Source organism: Thioclava nitratireducens (assembly GCF_001940525.2).
Lineage (GTDB): Bacteria > Pseudomonadota > Alphaproteobacteria > Rhodobacterales > Rhodobacteraceae > Thioclava > Thioclava nitratireducens.
The window spans coordinates 2,167,148-2,185,050 of sequence record NZ_CP019437.1 but is presented as its reverse complement, the minus strand read 5'-3'; the positions used below and the strand labels follow the sequence as shown (position 1 = coordinate 2,185,050).

Below are 17,903 nucleotides of genomic sequence, written 5' to 3'. Positions count from 1 at the left end.
GCCCCATAACCTGACATCATGGAAAACACTCTCGATTTTGCCTTCTGGCTCACCGCCGGTTCGATCATTCTGCTGCTGGCGCTCTCGGCCTTCTTCTCGGGCTCGGAAACCGCACTGACCGCGGCCAGCCGCGCGAAGCTGCGCGCGCAGGCCGACAAGGGCGAAAGTGGCGCGCAAACCGCGCTGGAGGTCACCGAGGATAGCGAGCGTCTGATCGGCGCGATCCTGCTGGGCAACAACGTGGTCAACATCCTCTCGGCTTCGCTGGCAACCGCGCTGCTTACGCGGGTCTTCGGGCAATCGGGCGTGGCGCTTGCGACGCTGGTGATGACGGTGCTGGTGCTGGTCTTCTCGGAAGTCCTGCCCAAGACCTACGCAATCACCCTGCCGGAGAAAGTCGCCTCGAAAGTCGCGGGCCCGATCCGCGTCGTGACCCTCGTCCTCGCCCCGATCGTCGCCATCGTGCGGATGATCGTGCGCGGCATCCTCTATGCCTTCGGGATGCGGACCGACAAGAACACCCATATGTTCTCGATCCACGAGGAAATCGCGGGCGCGCTGGCGCTGGGGCAATCCGAGGGCACGGTGGACAAGGAAGATCGCGACCGCTTGCTGGGCGCGCTCGACCTTGGCAATCGCACGGTCGAAGAGATCATGCTCCACCGGAGCCAGATCGAGATGATCGACATCGAGGAAGACCCCGATGCGATCCTCACGGCGGTGCTGTCCTCACCTCATACCCGGCTGCCGCTCTATCGCGGCGAGCGCGAGAACGTGGTGGGCGTGATCCACTCGAAAGACCTGCTGCGCGCGGTCGAGAAAGTCGTGCGCGGGGGCGACGGGACGCTGGAGAGCGTGGCCGATCTCGACATCTCCAAAGTGATGATGAAGCCTTATTTCGTCCCCGAGACGACGCCCCTCGACGAACAGATGCAGGAGTTCCTGAAACGTCGCACCCATTTCGCGCTCGTGGTGGACGAATATGGCGATCTGCGCGGTCTGCTGACGCTGGAGGACATCCTCGAGGAAATCGTCGGCGAGATCACCGACGAGTTCGATCCCAAGTCCGAGAAACGCCTGAAACCCACCGAGAACGGCGATTACATCGTCGACGGCGCGATGACGATCCGCGACCTGAACCGCGAGACCGACTGGACGCTGCCCGATGACGAGGCCAACACCGTCGCCGGTCTGGTGATCCACGAGGCGCAGACCATCCCGACCGAGGGTCAGGTCTTTTCCTTCCACGGCTTCCGCTTCGAGGTCGCGGGCCGCAAGGACAACCGGATCACCCGGCTGAAGATCCGGCCACTGATCCCGGGAGGCTATCCGGAGAGCTGAGCGGCGATGTCGAAGAAGCAACACGCGCGATAAACAACCGTTGCGCAAGCTGCCCTCTTGCCAAGCGCGAAAACGCGTCCTAATGCCATCGGCATGACAGACCATCAGCGCCTCCTCATCATCGACTTCGGTTCTCAAGTCACGCAGCTGATTGCGCGGCGGCTTCGCGAGCTGAATGTTTATTGCGAAATCCATCCCTATCAGAACGTCACCGACGCCTTCCTGAAAGAGTTCGCCCCGAAAGCGATCATCTTCTCGGGCGGGCCGGATTCGGTCACGCGAGAGGGCTCTCCGCGGCCGCCGAAATCGGCCTATGAGCTTGGGGTGCCGATCCTCGGCATCTGCTACGGCCAGCAGGTGATGATGCAGGATCTGGGCGGTCTGGTGGAGGCCAAGCACGGCTCCGCCGAATTCGGGCGCGCCTATGTGACGCCGACCGAGACGCGGATCGATCTGCTCACCGGCTGGTTCATGGATGGCGCGGGCCGCGAGCAGGTCTGGATGAGCCATGGCGACCATGTCAGCCGCATCGCGCCTGGCTTCGAGGTCTATGGCACCTCGCCGGGCGCACCTTACGCGATCACCGCCGATCTGAGCCGTCGCTTCTACGCGGTGCAGTTCCACCCGGAGGTGCATCACACGCCGAACGGCAAGACGCTGTATGAGAACTTCGTGCGCGACGCGGGCTTCACCGGCGACTGGACGATGGATGCCTATCGCGACGAGGCGATCAAGCAGATCCGCGAGCAGGTCGGCGACAGCCATGTGATCTGCGGCCTGTCCGGCGGCGTCGACAGCTCGGTCACCGCGATCCTGCTTCACGAAGCGATCGGCGATCAGCTGACCTGCGTCTTCGTGGATCACGGGCTGCTGCGGCATAACGAGGCCGAAGAAGTGGTCACGATGTTCCGCGACCATTACAATATCAAGCTGATCCATGCCGACGAGAGCGAGCTGTTCCTAGGCGAGTTGGAAGGCGTCACCGACCCTGAAGTGAAGCGCAAGACGATCGGGCGCCTCTTCATCGACGTGTTCCAGAAATACGCGGGCGAGATCGAGAACGCGGAATTCCTCGCGCAGGGCACGCTCTATCCCGATGTCATTGAATCGGTGAGCTTCTCGGGCGGTCCTTCCGTCACGATCAAGTCGCACCACAACGTCGGCGGTCTGCCCGAGAAGATGGGCCTGAAACTGGTCGAGCCGCTGCGCGAGCTGTTCAAGGACGAGGTCCGCGCGCTCGGTCACGAGCTGGGTCTGCCGGCCTCCTTCATCGGCCGCCACCCCTTCCCCGGCCCCGGCCTCGCGATCCGCTGCCCCGGCGAGATCACCCGCGACAAGCTGGAAATCCTGCGCAAGGCCGACGCGGTCTATATCGACCAGATCCGCAAGCACGGTCTCTATGACGAGATCTGGCAGGCTTTCGTCGCGATCCTGCCGGTGCGCACCGTCGGCGTGATGGGCGACGGGCGGACCTATGATTACGCCTGCGCCCTACGCGCGGTGACGAGCGTTGATGGCATGACCGCGGATTACTACCCGTTCAGCCACGAATTCCTCGGAGAGACCGCGACGCGGATCATCAACGAGGTGAAAGGCATCAACCGGGTGACCTACGACATCACCTCGAAGCCCCCCGGCACGATCGAGTGGGAGTGAATTTCAGGCCCGCGTCCGAAAGGCGCGGGCCTTTTCTTTTGGGGAGACAAAGATGGTCGTCAAACTAACCGGGCGCCTGATCTGCGCCGATGCTGCCGAGGTCGGGATCGTTCGTGCCCATCTGCCCGAGCACATCGCGCTCACCCATGCCGAGCCGGGATGCGAGATGTTCGAAGTCAGGCAAGGAGCCGATCCGCTGGTCTTCACGGTCTCGGAACGCTTCACCGACCGGGCCGCGTTCGAGGCGCATCAGGCGCGGGTGCAGGCTTCGGAATGGGGCCGCGCGACCCAGGGGATCGCGCGGGATTATCAGATCGAGGAAGACTGAGCCGTTACAGGAAAGCGTCGGGCACTTCTGCCTTCTTTCGTGCGACATAAGCCGCCAACGCCTCGGCGATGCTCGGATCCATGGCGGGCTGCTGATACTCGCTGAGCATCTTCTCGACCCGCTTCGTCGCGAGCGCCATCGTGTCGGGTGCGCCCTGCTCTTCCCAGGTCTCGAAGGGACGGTAATCGAGCAGCTGCGTGCGCCAGAACGCGTCCTTGAAATTGGCCTGCGTATGGGCGCAGCCGAGATAGTGACCGCCCGGGCCAACCTCGCGGATCGCGTCCATCGCCTGCCCGTTTTCCGAGGCGTCGACGCCCTGCGCCAGACGATGGAGGACGCCCAGTTGATCGGCATCCATCACGAATTTCTCATAGGACGACACCAACCCGCCTTCGAGCCAGCCGCAGGCATGGAGCATGAAGTTCACGCCCGCATAGAGGCCATTATTGAGCGTGTTGGCGCTCTCGTACGCGGCCTGCGCATCGGGCAGTTTCGAGCCGGTGAAGCCGCCAGCCGAGCGGTAAGGAAGGTTGAGACGGCGTGCGAGTTGACCCGCACCAAGCGTGATCAGCGAGGCTTCCGGCGTGCCGAACGTGGGTGCGCCCGAGTTCATGTCGATCGAGGTCACGAACGCGCCGAAGATCACCGGCGCACCGGGACGGATCAGCTGGGAATAGGCCACGCCCGCCAGCACCTCGGCCAGCACCTGCGTCAGCGTGCCCGCGACCGAGACCGGCGCCATCGCGCCGCCCACGATGAAGGGCGAGATGATGCAGGCCTGATTGTTGCGGGCGTAGATTTCCAGCGCGCCCATCATCGTGTTGTCGAAGGTCAACGGCGAGTTGATGTTGATGAGCGAGGTCATCACGGGGTTGTTGTCGACGAACTCCTCGCCGAAGAGGATCTTCGACATCTCGACGCTATCCTCGGCGCGCGAAGGTTCGGTAACAGAGCCCATATAGGGCTTGTCCGACAGCGTCATATGGGCGTGGAGCATGTCGAGGTGACGTTTGTTCACCGCCACATCGGTCGGCTCACAGACGGTGCCGCCGGAATGGTGGAGCCATTTCGACATGTATCCGAGCTTCACGAAGTTCCGGAAATCCGCGATCGTCGCGTAGCGGCGACCGCCTTGCGCGTCGCGCACGAAGGGAGGGCCATAGACCGGGGCCAGCACGAGGTTCCGGCCGCCGATCTCGACATTGCGCTCGGGGTTGCGGGCGTGCTGGGTGAATTGCGACGGCGCGGTCGCGCAGAGCTTGCGGGCCAGACCGCGCGGGATGCGCACGCGTTCGCCTTCGATCGAGGCGCCGGCTTCGCGCCAACGCTCGAGGGCTTCGGGGTTCTCGACGAAGTTCACGCCGATCTCTTCGAGCACGGTTTCCGCATTATGCTCGATGATCTCGAGGGCTTCCTCGTTCAGGATTTCCATGTCGGGAATATTGCGCGTGATGAAGCGCGAGAACTCCACCTTCACGGCCGTGCGCTCGGCCCGACGGGCTGCCCCGCCACCACCGCGCGCGCGACGCCCTACACGTTCACCCAAATCCGAATCGGCCATGATTGCCTCCGCCCGTTTATCTCACCTCAAACTAACGGGCAGAGGGATACGCGATGGCCTGTTTGCGTCCGTCAGCGGTAGAGAAGCGACTGACCGTCCGCGAAGAGGTGTACCTTGGACGGATCCGCGCCGAGCTTAATCTCGCTGTGGCGACGGTCGTGATGGATGCCGGGCAGTTTCGCGATGATCGGCTCATGACCGCCCTCCGCCTCGAAGTAAAGCAGCGTCACCTCGCCCAGAGCTTCGACGATATCGACCTTTCCGGTGTAGATCCCCTCGCCCTCGACGGGCTCGAAATCCTCGGGGCGCACGCCGATATTGACCCGGCGCGACAGGTCTTCCGGACGGGTCGCGATGGTGGATCGCGCGATGCCGCCACCATCGAGTTTCACGGTGGTCATCTCACCCGTCTCGGTGATCTCGCCCGACAGCAGGTTCATCGCAGGCGAGCCGATGAATTGTGCGACGAACTCGTTTTGCGGCTTCTCGTATAGCTCCAGCGGCGTGCCGACCTGCGCGATCCCCTTGTTGGCCAGAACCACGATCCGCGTCGCGAGCGTCATCGCCTCGACCTGATCGTGGGTGACGTAGATCATCGTGCGATCGGGCATCGCCTCTTTCAGCTGGGCGATCTCGATCCGGGTCGCGACGCGCAGCGCCGCATCGAGGTTCGAGAGCGGCTCGTCGAAGAGATACACCTTCGGGTCGCGCACGATGGCGCGCCCGATGGCTACGCGCTGCCGCTGACCACCCGAGAGCGCCTTCGGCAAACGGTCGAGATAATCGGTCAGTTGCAGCATCTTCGCGGCCTTCTCGACGGCGGCGTTGATCTCTTCCTTCGACTGTTTCGCGATCTTCAGGGCGAAGGCCATGTTGTCGCGCACCGTCATGTGCGGATAGAGCGCGTAGGACTGGAAGACCATCGCGATGCCGCGGTTCGAGGGCGGCACGTCGTTCATCCGTACCCCGTCGATCTCGAGCGTCCCGCCCGTGATCTTCTCCAGCCCCGCGATCATCCGCAGAAGTGTCGATTTCCCGCAGCCCGAGGGGCCCACGAAGACGATCAGCTCTCCGGCCTTGATGTCGAGGTTGATGTCCTTGAGGACCGACACCTCGCCATAGCTTTTCGCGACGTTTTCCAGTTTGAGTTCGGCCATTGTCTCCCCCTCAAGCCCCGTGTTCGTCGAGGCGCAGAATGCTCGGCTGCCACGGGCCGAGATGCAAAGTGTGATCGGGCATCGGGCGGATCGAGCCCAGCTCGCCCCCGACCGTCACCCAGTTGCCCGGCGGAACGGTGGCGTTCACCGGATGATCGGACAGGTTGAAATAGCACAGGATCGTCTCCTCCTCGTTCCTGCGCGTGAAGACCAGCAGGTCGCCGGAGCAATACATATCCTCCATCGCGCCGGTCCGAAGCACGTCGTGATTGCGACGGAACGCGATCGCGCGGCGGTAATGGTGCAGGAGCGAGGCCGGGTCGTGCTCGGCCACATCGGTCGCGATATTCTGGTGCGTGGTCGGCACCGGAAGCCACGGGCGCGCCTGCGAGAAGCCCGCATAGGCGGCGTCGCGCTCCCAGACCATCGGGGTCCGGCAGCCGTCGCGGCCTTTGAACTCGGGCCAGAACTCCTTGCCGTAGGGGTCTTGCAGATCTTCGAAGGACAGTTCCGCTTCGTGCAGCCCGAGCTCCTCGCCCTGATAGAGACAGAGCGATCCGCGCAGGCACATCATCAGCGTCGTATAGAGCCGTGCCGAGGCGGGCGTCAGGTTCCAGCGAGAAATATGGCGCTCAACGTCGTGGTTCGAGTAGGCCCAGCAGACCCAGCCGTCCTTGGCGACCGCATCGACCTTGTCGAACACGGATTTGATGAACTCCGCCTTGAGCGGCTCGTGCCCCGACAGAAGCTCGAACGCGTAGGACATCTGCATCTTGTCCGCGCCGGAGGTGTATTCGCCAAGGATCTCCAGCCCGCGCTGGCTGTCGCCCACTTCGCCGACGGCTGCGGCGTTGTAATTGTTCATCAGCGTCCGGAGCTTGCGCAGGAAGCGCAGGTTCTCGGGGTTGTTCTTGTCGTAGATGTGGCGCTGGTGATTATAGGGGTTCACCTTGGGCGCGGTCTGATCGTTACGCTCTTCCGGCGGCAGCGGCGGGTTATCGCGCAGCTCGTCGTCATGCATGTAGAAATTGATCGTGTCGAGGCGGAAGCCATCGACGCCGCGCTCCAGCCAGAACTGCGCCACGTTGAGCAATTCCTGCGTCACTTCCGGATTGTGGAAGTTCAGATCGGGCTGCTCCACGAGGAAGTTGTGCATGTAATACTGCTCGCGCCGGCTGTCCCAATGCCAGCCCGGCCCGCCGAAAATCGACAGCCAGTTATTGGGCGGCGTGCCATCGGGCTTGGGATCGGCCCAGACATACCAGTCGGCCTTGGGGTTATCCCGGCTCGACCGGCTTTCCTGAAACCACGGGTGCTGATCGGAGGTATGGCTCAGCACCAGATCGATCATCACCTTCAGACCCAGCGCATGGGCCGTCGCGATCACCTGGTCGAAATCGGCAAGGCTGCCGAACATCGGATCGACATCGGTGTAATCGCTGACGTCATAGCCGAAATCCTTCATCGGAGAGGTGAAGAAAGGCGAAATCCAGACCGCGTCCGCCCCGAGGCTCGCGACATGCGGCAGGCGTCTGACGATCCCGAGAAGATCGCCGATGCCGTCGCCATTGCTGTCTTGAAAGCTGCGCGGATAGATCTGGTAGATCACTGCTCCGCGCCACCAGTCTTCTTTCTTTGTAAGGGTTTTCATCAACCACCTTTAACCGAACCCGCCAGCAGACCGCGGACGAGATATTTCTGCATTGCGAAGAACACCAGGAGCGGCACGGCGATCGAGATGAAGGCGGCGGACGCCAGAATACCCCAATCGCCGCCGCGCGACCCCAGAAGGTCGTCGGCGATCTTCACGGTCATCACCTTCGACGCGTCATTGGCCGGAAGGAAGACTTTCGCGACAAGTAGGTCGTTCCAGACCCAGAGGAACTGGAAGATTGCAAAAGAAGCGAGCGCCGGGAATGACAAAGGCAGCACGATTTTCATGAAGATCTGGAAATCTGTCGCCCCGTCGACCTTCGCGCTCTCGATGATGTCACGCGGCAGACCCACCATGTAGTTCCTGAGCAGGTAGATCGCGAGCGGCAAGCCGAAGCCGGTATGGGCCAGCCATATCCCGAGGAAGCTTTGCCCGATGCCGATCTCCTGATGGAGCCGCAGAAGCGGCACCAACGCGAGCTGCAGCGGCACGACCAGAAGGCCCACAACGGCCGCGATCAACAGGCCGCGGCCCGGGAACTCCATCCAGGCCAGCGCATAGGCCGCGAAAGCCGCGACGAGGATCGGGATGATCGTCGCCGGGATCGTCACCGTCAGCGTGTTCATGAAGGCCTGCCCCATGCCGTCGGAGAACAGCACGTTGCGATAATTGGCCAGCGTGAAGGCGGGCGGCATCTCGGCCACGAAATAGACCCGCGGGCCCGAGCCCTCGAAGCTCGTCTTCGACGTGGCCTTGTAGGTGCCGTCCTTGGCGACGCTCAGCGTGCCGCCATCGCCGGTATCGACCGTCTCGCCCGCCTTGTAGGCGCCCGGCTTGATGCCCGAGGTGCCGAAGGCGGTGATCGTCGTGCCCGGTTTCAGGTCATTCGCGTTCTGCCCGTTATTGAGCAGATCGCCCTCGAGTACGTAGAGCCCGTCGACCTGTTTCTCACCGTCGGCCGGGATGCGGTCGCGGAAGGCTTTCTCGACCGAGAATGCCGCGTCCCACCAGCCCGACTGACTGATTTGGTCCGTTGTGCGGAAGGAGCTGACCAGGAGCCCCACCGTCGGCACGAGCCAAAGCACCACCATGAAGACGACCGAGAGTTGCACCGCCCATGTCAGGCGCGATTTCTGTCCTGCGATAGCGGCCATCAGCGCGTCTCCCTACGGGCTTGAATGATGTTCCAGATCATCACCGGCAGCACGATGATCATGATGACGAAGGCCACAGCCGTCGCGCGCCCGTCGTCGCGGAACATGTATTGCATCATGTAGCTGGGCAGGATCTGGGTGCCGAAATTCCCGCCCGTCGTTGCGTAGACGATGTCGAAGACCTTGAGCACGAGGATCGTGATCGTGGTCCAGACCACGACGATCGTCGGCATGATCTGAGGCACCTTGATCTTGAAGAACAGCTGGAACGGGTTCGCCCCGTCGAGCACCGCGGCTTCGATCGTCTCCTCGGGGATCCCGCGCAGCGCGGCCGACAGGATCACCATCGCGAAGCCGGTCTGGATCCAGATCAGGATCACCATCAGGAAGAAGTTGTTCCAGAACGGCACCTGCAACGGGTCGAGCGGCTGCATGTGGAAGGCCACGCGGATCGCGTTGATCATCCCGATATCGGGGTTCACCGCATAGACGAATTTCCAGATCAGCGAAGCACCCACGAAAGAGATCGCCATCGGCATGAAGATCAGCGATTTCGCGATGTTACCCCACTTGATGCGGTCGGTGAGCTGCGCGGCCAGCAGACCGAGGAAGGTCGCGAGCGCAGGCACGACAAGCACCCAGAGGAAGTTGTTGAACACGGCCTGACGGAAGCTCGCATCCATCGCGAGCCGCTCGTAATTGCCAAGGCCGATGAAGGTCCCGCCATCGCGGTTGAACAGCGAGCGCCAGAACGAGCCCACCACCGGATAGGCGAGATACAGACCGAGCGCGAAGATCGCCGGGAACAGGAACAGCCAGGGGCGGACCATGTTCGCGCGGTTGATGTTGCGCCCCGGATCGGCGCCTTTCGGCGGGAAGATGACTCGGTCGAGGACGATGTTGGCGGCGTAGAAATAGGCCACACAACCGCCCACCCCGAGCGCGATCGTTATCAGCCCCTGCAAGATCGGTGACATCAGGTCCCTCCCCGAACCGGCGTGTGAAGATGCAAACGCCCCCGGAAAAACGCTCCGGGGGCGCAGGCGTTGGTTACTTCTGGATGCTGTCCCAGCGCTTCTGGACCGCGTCGGCGGCCTCTTGCGCGGTCTCGTCACCGGTCGTGTAGGCGACCATCGCCTTCCAGAACGCATCGGTACCGATCTCGCCCGGCATCTGGTCCGACCCGTCGAAGCGGAAGGTCGTGGCGTCCAGCAGGATCGAGTTCATGTGACGCTGCACGTCATTGGCGAAGGCCGCCGGATTGACGTTCTTGTTCGGCGTCAGGAAGCCCGATTGTGCCATCCAGATTTCCGAGGCGATCGGCGTCTCGAGGAACTTGATGAAGGCCTCGGCAGCCTTGGAGTCCTTGGTGATGCCGAACATCGTGCCCGCGCCGAGAACCGGTTTACCCAGATCCTTGTCTGCATAGGCCGGGAAGTAGAAGAAGTTCACGTCCTGACCGACTTTGGTCCCTTCGGGGAAGAAGGTCGGGATGAAGCTCGCCTGCTTGTGCATGTAGCATTTCGGCGGGAAGTCGAAGAGACCCTTCGGGCTGTCGCGGAAGTCGGTGGTGGCCACCGCCTGCTCGCCGCCTTCGGCGAAGCCGGGGGTCTTGGCGAACCAACCGTAATCCTTGATCGCCTCGACGACCTTGGGATCGTTGAACTTCAGCTTGTTGGTGACCCAATCGTCATAGGTCTCGGGCGACTGCGTGCGCAGCATGATATCCTCGACCCAGTCGGTCGCGGGCCAGCCGGTCGCCGCCCCCGAACCCAGACCGATACACCACGGCGTGCCGCCATCGGCCTTGATCTGCTCGGTCAGCGACTTCAGATCCTCCATGGTCTCAGGCACCTTGTAGCCCGCTTCCTTGAAGTTCTCCGGCACGTACCAGACGAGCGATTTCAGGTCCGCCTTGAACGGGAAGGTGAAGGTCTGCGCCTCGCCATCCTTGTTCTTGTAGGTGGACAGATCCTCCCAGGATTTTCCGGCGGCGTAGTTGTTCTTGATCCAGTCGCCCGTCCCGTCGGGCATCGGCGTCAGGTATCCCTGGCGGGCCATGTCCGATGCGAGGCCCGGCTGCGGGAACACCGCGATATTCGGGGGCGTGCCGGCCTTGGCGGCGATCACGATATCCTGCTCGAAGCTCTCCGACCCCGAGTAGTTCACCTTGGCCCCGGTCGCGGCTTCGAAATAAGCCAGAACGCTCTCGAAGAGCGCCTTGTCATTGCCGGTCCACGGGCCAGTGATCGTCAGCGTCTCGCCGCTCAGATCGGTGTCGCTCTTGAATTGGTCATAGCTTTGCCAGTCGAACTTGTCGCCGTCGCTGCCCGGCGCGAATTTGAGATCCTGCGCGTTAGCGAGCCCGGCCGACAGCGCCAGCGCCGCGATCCCAAGCATCAGATGTTTGGTCATGAAATCCTCCCGGTGTGTCGCGCTTTTCGGCTTGGCGACTCGCCCGACCCAAAGCGCTTTGGACGTCTGCGACCGTTTCAGAGCCTCGCAGCGATGTCAACAAAACGCGCTCTCGTCGTGTTCAAATATACTCTATATCGTCGTTGGTTGCGCGCAGCTGCACGCCGCGGCGCAGCGGGAGGAACGCCGCGCGCGCAGCATTGACGGCGTGCGAGGCTAAGCCTAGTCTCGCCTCCAATCCAAAGCGGTTTGGCTTTTAGAACCCGATATGAATCTCAAGACCTTGGCACAGGAACTGGGGCTGTCCCCCACCACGGTGAGCCGCGCGCTCAATGGCTATCCGGAAGTTTCGGAAGCCACGCGCCGCCGCGTGCGCGAAGCTGCCGAGGCCGCGAACTACCACCCCAATACGCAGGCGAAACGGCTTGCGACGGGACGGACGATGGCGATCGGTCACATCATCCCGATCTCGGATCGGCACGAGATCGTGAACCCGGTCTTCGCCGATTTCATCGCTGGCGCGGGTGAAGTCTATGCGCAGCGGGGCTACGACATGGTCATGACGATCGTGCCCGACGATTCCGAGGCCCGCGCCTATGCCGAACTGCGCTCGAAAGGCAATGTCGACGGCGTGCTGATCCACGCCCCGAAAGTCGGGGATCACCGGATCGAGATGCTAGACGCGCTCGGGCTGCCTTACGTACTGCACGGGCGGGTCAGCGGATCGGATTCCGCCTTCAGCTGGGTCGATGTGAACAACAAGCGCGCCTTCGAGCGGGCCACGAATTTCCTGCTCGATCTGGGTCATCGGCGGATCGCGCTGATCAACGGCATCAAAGAGATGGATTTCGCCTGCAGGCGTCGACGCGGCTACGAGGCGGCGCTCCGGGCGCGCGGCCTTCCGGTCGATCCCGACCTGATCGTCGAGGGCGAGATGACCGAGGCACAGGGCCATGATGCGGCGCGCGAGATGTTGCAATGGCCCGACCCGCCGACCGCCTTCCTGACCGCCTCGCTGCTCTCAGCGATGGGGGCGCGACGCGGCATCGAAGAGGCCGGGCTGGTGATGGGGCGCGATGTCTCAATCGTGACCCATGACGACGAGCTGGGGTACCTGAGAAACGGCACGGCGGAAGAGCCGATCTTCACTGCGACGCGCTCGTCGGTGCGCGAGGCGGGACGACGCTGCGCGGCGCTGCTGATCGAGCAGATCGAGAGCGGCGACCGCAGACCGCGCCACGAACTGATGGAGGCGGTTCTGGTTCTCGGCCAGTCCACCGGACCCGTCCCCGCACAATGAGGCGCGCCGCGCCCGAATTGAAACCAATTTTACACACAGGATGAAGATGCTTCCGAAACGCTCTGATTTTCCTGCCGATTTCCAGTTCGGCGTTGCCACCTCCTCCTACCAGATCGAGGGCCATTCCTTCGGTGGCGCAGGCCCGACCCACTGGGACACATTCGCCGCCACACCGGGCAATGTCGTGCGCGCCGAGAATGGCGCCGTGGCCTGCGATCACTACCACCGCTGGGAAGAAGACCTCGACCTGATCGCCAATGCAGGATTCGACATCTACCGCTTCTCGACCTCCTGGGCGCGCGTGATGCCCGAAGGGCGCGGCCCGGTGAATCGCGAGGGTCTGGATTTCTACGACCGGCTGGTCGACGGAATGCTGGAGCGCGGGCTGAAACCGGCGCTCACGCTCTATCACTGGGAGCTGCCCGCGCCGCTCGCCGACAAGGGTGGTTGGCGCAACCGCGATATCGCCTCCTGGTTCGCCGACTTCACGCAGGTCATCGCGGATCGTCTGGGCGACCGGATCTGGTCCGCCGCCCCGATCAACGAGCCTTGGTGCGTCAGTTGGCTGAGCCACTTCCTCGGCCATCACGCGCCGGGCTTGCGCGACATTCGCGCGACGGCGCATGCGATGCATCACGTTCTGCTCGCCCATGGCAAGTCGACGCGTGTGATGCGCGCGCACGGGATGAAGAACCTCGGCGCGGTATGCAATCTGGAATACCCGATCCCCGCCGATGACAGCCCCGAGGCCGCCGCCGCTGCAGATCTCTATGACGCCTATTACAACCGGTTCTTCGTTGAGGGCATCTTCAAGGGCCGTTACCCCGAGCAGGTGATGGAAGCCTTCGCGCCGCACATGCCGCATAACTGGGAAGACGATTTCGCTCTGATCGGCGAGAAGCTCGACTGGCTGGGGCTCAATTACTACACCTGCAAGCGGATCGCGCCCACCGAAGGCCCGTGGCCCGCGCATCACGAGGTCGACGGCCCGCTGCCGAAAACCGCGATGGGCTGGGAGATCTATCCCGAGGGGCTCTATCAGTTCCTGACCCGTCTCTCGCGCGAGTATACCGGTGACCTGCCGCTCTACGTGACCGAGAACGGCATGGCCGCGCCCGACGTGGTCGAGGATGGCAAGGTCGAGGACCCGCATCGCATCGCCTATTACAGCGAGCACCTCGCCGCCGTGCAGCGCGCGATCGCCGAGGGCACCCCCGTGAAGGGCTATATCGGCTGGTCACTGATGGACAATTACGAATGGGCCTTGGGCTACGAGAAACGCTTCGGGCTCGTCCACGTGGACTTCGACAGCTTGCAGCGCACCCCGAAAGCGTCCTATCTGGCGTGGAAAGACGCATTGGGGAGCCGCGGATGAGCGATCAAATCACCCTGCTGGCCGATATCGGCGGCACCAATACCCGGGTCGCGATGGCCCGCGACGGCAAGCTGATCCATTCAACGATCCGTCGTTATCCCAATCTGGGCCGCGGTGCGCTGGAGGAGATTCTCGCTGAATATATCCGCGACGAGGATTGCGGTCCCATTGCGGGTGCCTGCGTGGCCGCCGCCGGCCCGGTGCGCGACGACGTAGCCGAGATGACCAATCTCGCCTGGATAATCCGTGCCGACAATATCGCGCGCCTGACCGGGACGGATCAGGTCTTCGTGCTCAACGATCTGCAGGCGCAGGGTCATGCGCTGGGAAGTCTCGCCGAGGATGCCGTGCGTCCGATCCTGCCCGGGCTGCCCGCGAAGGAAGGCTCCGCGCGGCTGGTGGTCGGCATAGGCACCGGCTTCAACGCGGCTCCCGTGCACGAGGGCCCCGGCGGCCGCGTCGTCCCCCCTTCCGAGGCCGGACACACCACCTTGCCGATCGAGACCGAGGCCGATTTCGCGCTCAAGACCTATCTCGATGCGAAACATGATTTCGCCAGCGTCGAGCATGTCGTGTCGGGCCGCGGTCTGGAACGTCTCTACGCCTATCTCCGGGGAGAGGAAGACGCGACCACGTCCGGGCAGGAAATCCTCGAAGCGATCACCCGTGGCGAGGAGAAAGCCGTCGCGGCGGGGCAATTGTTCGTTCAGATGCTGGGCCGTGTCGTGGGTGATCTGGCGCTGACCCACCTGCCCTTCGGCGGCATCTACCTGATCGGTGGGGCGGCGCGCGGCGTCGTGCCGTGGCTCGAGGAATTCGGCTTCGCCGAAGCGATGCAGGCCAAGGGCCGCTTCTCGGAGTTCCTGCGCGCCTTCCCGGTCTATGTGATCGAAGACGATTACGCAGCGCTGCAGGGCTGCGCCTCCTATCTTTCTTCGCGGATGTCGCGATAGGCGCGTTTCCGTCAAGCCTATTTTAACGGCTTGGACTTAGACCTCTTGCACGGATGTGTTTGAAAGAGGTTGCCGATGCGTACGCCCTGCCTTCGTGACTTTCCGGTGGCGCCATGACTGCGCTTACCCTGCCCGACCGGATCGATCTTGCGACCGTGCGCTCGCTGCATGAGTCGCTGACATGCGTGGCGACGCAGGACGTCGCGCTAGATGCCTCCAACGTGACCCATCTCGGGGCGCTTGGGCTACAGCTGCTGGTGTCCGCGGCGAAAACCGCACGAGGCGCGGGCCATCGCCTCGAGATCACATCCAGCTCCGAGGCATTCGACAGCGCGCTCGCCCGGTTCGGCCTCTCGCGCGCCGATCTGCAACATCAGCCGGATGCGGAGGCCGTATGACCCTGAAAGTCCTCGCGGTCGACGACAGCCGCACCATTCGCGACATGCTCAAACTCACCCTCGAACACGCCGGGATGGAGCTTTATCTCGCCGAAGACGGCGTGCACGGGCTGGAGGTTCTCGACGGGCTGGAGCCTGACGCGATCATCTCCGACATCAACATGCCGCGCCTCGACGGGTTCGGCTTCATCGAGGCTGTGCGCGGCCAGGAACGCCACCGCGCCACCCCGATCCTCGTCCTCACCACCGAATCCGCGGCAGAGCTGAAAGCCCGCGCCCGCGCCGCCGGGGCGACCGGCTGGATCGTGAAGCCTTTCGACCCGACCAAGCTGGTCAAGGCGCTCAACATGGTTGCCGGATAAGGAGCGCGACATGTCCGACCCGATGGCAGAAATCAAAACGTCCTTCTTCATCGAATGCGAAGAGCTGCTCGAAAGCCTGCAAGACGCGCTCTCCGACCTCGACGAAGGGGCCGACGATGGCGAAACGATCAACGTCGTCTTTCGGGCGGTCCATTCGATCAAGGGCGGCGCCGGCGCCTTCGGCCTCGATGCGCTGGTCGCTTTCGCCCATCGCTTCGAAACCGTGCTGGACGAACTGCGCTCAGGCAGGCTCGCCCTCACGCCCGAAGCGGTGAAACTATTCTTTCAGGCGGCCGATTTGCTCACCGACGAGATCCATGCCGCCCGCGAAGGCTCACCTGAACCCGCAACCGCCGCGGCCTGCCTGCAGTCTCTCGAAGCGCTTTTGGGCGAGAGCGGGGCAGAGCGCGTGGCGGAAGCGGAAGACGATGAGGTTTCAGATTTCCAACCGATGGGTCTTGCGCTCGATCTCGACTTCGATTTCGCGCCGGTGGAAGCACCTCCGTCAGGCTTCAACCTGGAGTTCCGCCCGGATACCGCTCTCTACGCCTCTGGCAACGAACCGCTCCAACTCCTGCGAGCCCTTTCCGATATTGCAGATATCTCCGTCGTGACCGACACGACTGCGGTCCCGTCGCTCGACGCGCTCGACGCCGAGGAGAACCATCTCGGCTGGTCGGTACAGATCACCGGGGATATCGGAGAAGACGAAATTCGCGAGGTCTTCGAATTCGTCGAAGATGTCTGTCAGCTCGATATCTCCCCGACACTAGAAACACCCGAAGTGCCCCCCGCGGGGCTCCCCGACATCGATAGCGAACTGCGCGAATACGCCCACGAAGAGGAAGACGACGGCCAAGATCTTGAATCGGAGGCGCAGAGTTCGGAAAACGCCGCCCCTCCCCGAGCGGAAGAGGGAGCCGAGGCCGAGCCCGCACCCCCCTCGCGCAAGGCCGATCCGTCCCCCACCGGGCATCAAGCTGAGACTGCGAAGCCAACCGCTGCGCAGCCCGCAGCCGCCGCCACCCCCGCGCCGGCCGCCGAACACGGTGCCACAGTGCGCGTCGACATCGAGCGTATCGATCGTCTGGTGAACCTTGTCGGCGAATTGGTGATCAACCAAGCGATGCTCGCCCAATCCGTCGCCGAAGCCGGGCTTCCGCCCAATTCAGCCGTAAATACTGGGCTCGAAGCTTTCATGATGCTCACTCGCGACATCCAGGACAGCGTAATGATGATCCGCGCCCAGCCGGTCAAACCGCTGTTCCAGCGAATGGCCAGGATCGTTCGCGAGGCCTCCTCGGCAATCGGAAAGGATGTCCGCCTCAAGACCGAAGGGGAGACCACCGAGGTCGACAAGACCGTCATCGAACGCCTCGCCGATCCACTCACCCACATGATCCGCAACGCCGTCGATCATGGTCTCGAAGCCTCGGACACGCGCGTGGCCGCAGGCAAACCACGCGAAGGCATCGTCACCCTCTCGGCCCACCATCGCTCCGGCCGGGTCGTCATAGAAGTCAGCGATGACGGCGGCGGCATCAACCGCAAGAAAGTCTTCCGCAAAGCCGTCGAAAAAGGCCTGATCGCCGCCGATGCCCAACTCTCGGACAGCGAAATCGACAACCTGCTCTTCCTGCCCGGCTTCTCCACCGCCGATCAGGTTTCGGCGCTTTCAGGTCGGGGCGTCGGCATGGACGTCGTCAAAAGCTCGATTCAATCCCTCGGCGGTCGAATCTCGATCACCTCCGCCCCCGGCAAAGGCAGCTGCTTTTCGATTTCCCTGCCGCTGACACTCGCCGTGCTCGACGGCATGGTCGTCAACGTCGCCGGAGAAACCCTCGTCGTGCCTCTCTCGTCGATCCTTGAAACGGCCACGCTAACGAGTGAAGACATCCGCGCACTCGGGCCATCGACCAATGTGATCCACCTGCGCGGTGCCTTCGTGCCCCTTTTCGATCTCGGCGCGGAACTCGGATACCGAGACCCGAAGAACTCCTATAGCGGAGATGTCGTCCTGCTCACAGCGCAGGAAGACGGCGCCCGATCCGCACTTGTCGTCGATTCAATACTCGAGCAACGGCAGGTGGTGATCAAAGGCCTACAGCAGTCCTACGGCCACATTCCGGGCGTCGCTGCGGCGACAATCCTCGGCGATGGTCAGATCGCGCTCATTCTCGACCCTGCCGATCTCGTGCAAACCGCCTCGGGCAACACCCGCGCCATCGATCTCTCACTCGCAGGATAAG

Annotated in this window: 15 protein-coding genes; 9 read left to right on the top strand and 6 right to left on the bottom strand. The window is 63.0% G+C overall.

What is annotated here, in order from left to right; genetic code table 11:
- Positions 1–18: 18 nt before the first annotated feature.
- From BMG03_RS10475 to BMG03_RS10465, 3 genes are all read left to right on the top strand, one after another.
- Complete coding sequence (locus BMG03_RS10475) at positions 19–1,341, top strand: HlyC/CorC family transporter (RefSeq protein WP_075776471.1); 1,323 nt, start codon at positions 19–21, stop codon at positions 1,339–1,341.
- 93 nt (positions 1,342–1,434) lie between these two features.
- A complete protein-coding gene (guaA, locus tag BMG03_RS10470; RefSeq protein ID WP_075776472.1) occupies positions 1,435–2,997 on the top strand; it encodes a glutamine-hydrolyzing GMP synthase in 1,563 nt (520 codons plus the stop codon).
- A 52-nt stretch (positions 2,998–3,049) separates the two neighbouring features.
- Positions 3,050–3,325: a putative quinol monooxygenase gene (locus BMG03_RS10465; RefSeq protein ID WP_075776473.1), complete on the top strand. Its 276-nt coding sequence runs from the start codon at positions 3,050–3,052 to the stop codon at positions 3,323–3,325.
- A gap of 4 nt (positions 3,326–3,329) precedes the next feature.
- Here the strand turns inward: BMG03_RS10465 and BMG03_RS10460 are convergent, their stop codons facing one another.
- The 6 genes from BMG03_RS10460 to BMG03_RS10435 all read right to left on the bottom strand — a co-directional run bounded on the left by BMG03_RS10460 (position 3,330) and on the right by BMG03_RS10435 (position 11,266).
- Positions 3,330–4,886, bottom strand: a complete 1,557-nt coding sequence (locus BMG03_RS10460; protein WP_075776474.1) for a trimethylamine methyltransferase family protein — start codon at positions 4,884–4,886, stop codon at positions 3,330–3,332.
- Between the two features lie 71 nt (positions 4,887–4,957).
- Positions 4,958–6,043, bottom strand: coding sequence for an ABC transporter ATP-binding protein (locus tag BMG03_RS10455; RefSeq protein WP_075776475.1), 1,086 nt, complete (start codon positions 6,041–6,043; stop codon positions 4,958–4,960).
- A gap of 10 nt (positions 6,044–6,053) precedes the next feature.
- On the bottom strand, positions 6,054–7,694 hold the full coding sequence (locus BMG03_RS10450) for an alpha-glucosidase (RefSeq protein ID WP_075776476.1): 1,641 nt from the start codon (positions 7,692–7,694) through the stop codon (positions 6,054–6,056).
- Entirely contained in the window at positions 7,694–8,851 is a 1,158-nt protein-coding gene (locus BMG03_RS10445; protein WP_075776477.1) for a carbohydrate ABC transporter permease, read from the bottom strand. The genes BMG03_RS10450 and BMG03_RS10445 overlap by 1 nt, the downstream gene beginning before the upstream one ends.
- On the bottom strand, positions 8,851–9,828 hold the full coding sequence (locus BMG03_RS10440; protein WP_075776478.1) for a carbohydrate ABC transporter permease: 978 nt from the start codon (positions 9,826–9,828) through the stop codon (positions 8,851–8,853). Before BMG03_RS10440 ends, BMG03_RS10445 begins: the two co-directional genes overlap by 1 nt.
- A gap of 73 nt (positions 9,829–9,901) precedes the next feature.
- Positions 9,902–11,266 carry an ABC transporter substrate-binding protein gene (locus tag BMG03_RS10435; protein WP_075776479.1) on the bottom strand — a complete coding sequence of 455 codons (1,365 nt, stop codon included), beginning with the start codon at positions 11,264–11,266 and terminating at the stop codon, positions 9,902–9,904.
- Between the two features lie 268 nt (positions 11,267–11,534).
- Here BMG03_RS10435 and BMG03_RS10430 point away from each other — a divergent pair, with 268 nt between their 5' ends.
- The 6 genes from BMG03_RS10430 to BMG03_RS10405 all read left to right on the top strand — a co-directional run bounded on the left by BMG03_RS10430 (position 11,535) and on the right by BMG03_RS10405 (position 17,902).
- The gene (locus tag BMG03_RS10430) at positions 11,535–12,566 is read left to right on the top strand and encodes a LacI family DNA-binding transcriptional regulator (protein WP_075776480.1); all 1,032 of its coding nucleotides are present in this window, start codon (positions 11,535–11,537) and stop codon (positions 12,564–12,566) included.
- A gap of 46 nt (positions 12,567–12,612) precedes the next feature.
- Complete coding sequence (locus tag BMG03_RS10425) at positions 12,613–13,941, top strand: GH1 family beta-glucosidase (RefSeq protein WP_075776481.1); 1,329 nt, start codon at positions 12,613–12,615, stop codon at positions 13,939–13,941.
- Entirely contained in the window at positions 13,938–14,894 is a 957-nt protein-coding gene (locus BMG03_RS10420; protein ID WP_075776482.1) for a glucokinase, read from the top strand. Before BMG03_RS10425 ends, BMG03_RS10420 begins: the two co-directional genes overlap by 4 nt.
- 113 nt (positions 14,895–15,007) lie before the next feature.
- Positions 15,008–15,292: an STAS domain-containing protein gene (locus BMG03_RS10415; RefSeq protein ID WP_075776483.1), complete on the top strand. Its 285-nt coding sequence runs from the start codon at positions 15,008–15,010 to the stop codon at positions 15,290–15,292.
- Positions 15,289–15,654 (top strand): response regulator, encoded by a 366-nt coding sequence (locus BMG03_RS10410; protein ID WP_075776484.1) that lies wholly within the window; start codon positions 15,289–15,291, stop codon positions 15,652–15,654. Before BMG03_RS10415 ends, BMG03_RS10410 begins: the two co-directional genes overlap by 4 nt.
- 10 nt (positions 15,655–15,664) lie before the next feature.
- A complete protein-coding gene (locus tag BMG03_RS10405; RefSeq protein ID WP_075776485.1) occupies positions 15,665–17,902 on the top strand; it encodes a chemotaxis protein CheA in 2,238 nt (745 codons plus the stop codon).
- Position 17,903 lies beyond the last annotated feature (1 nt).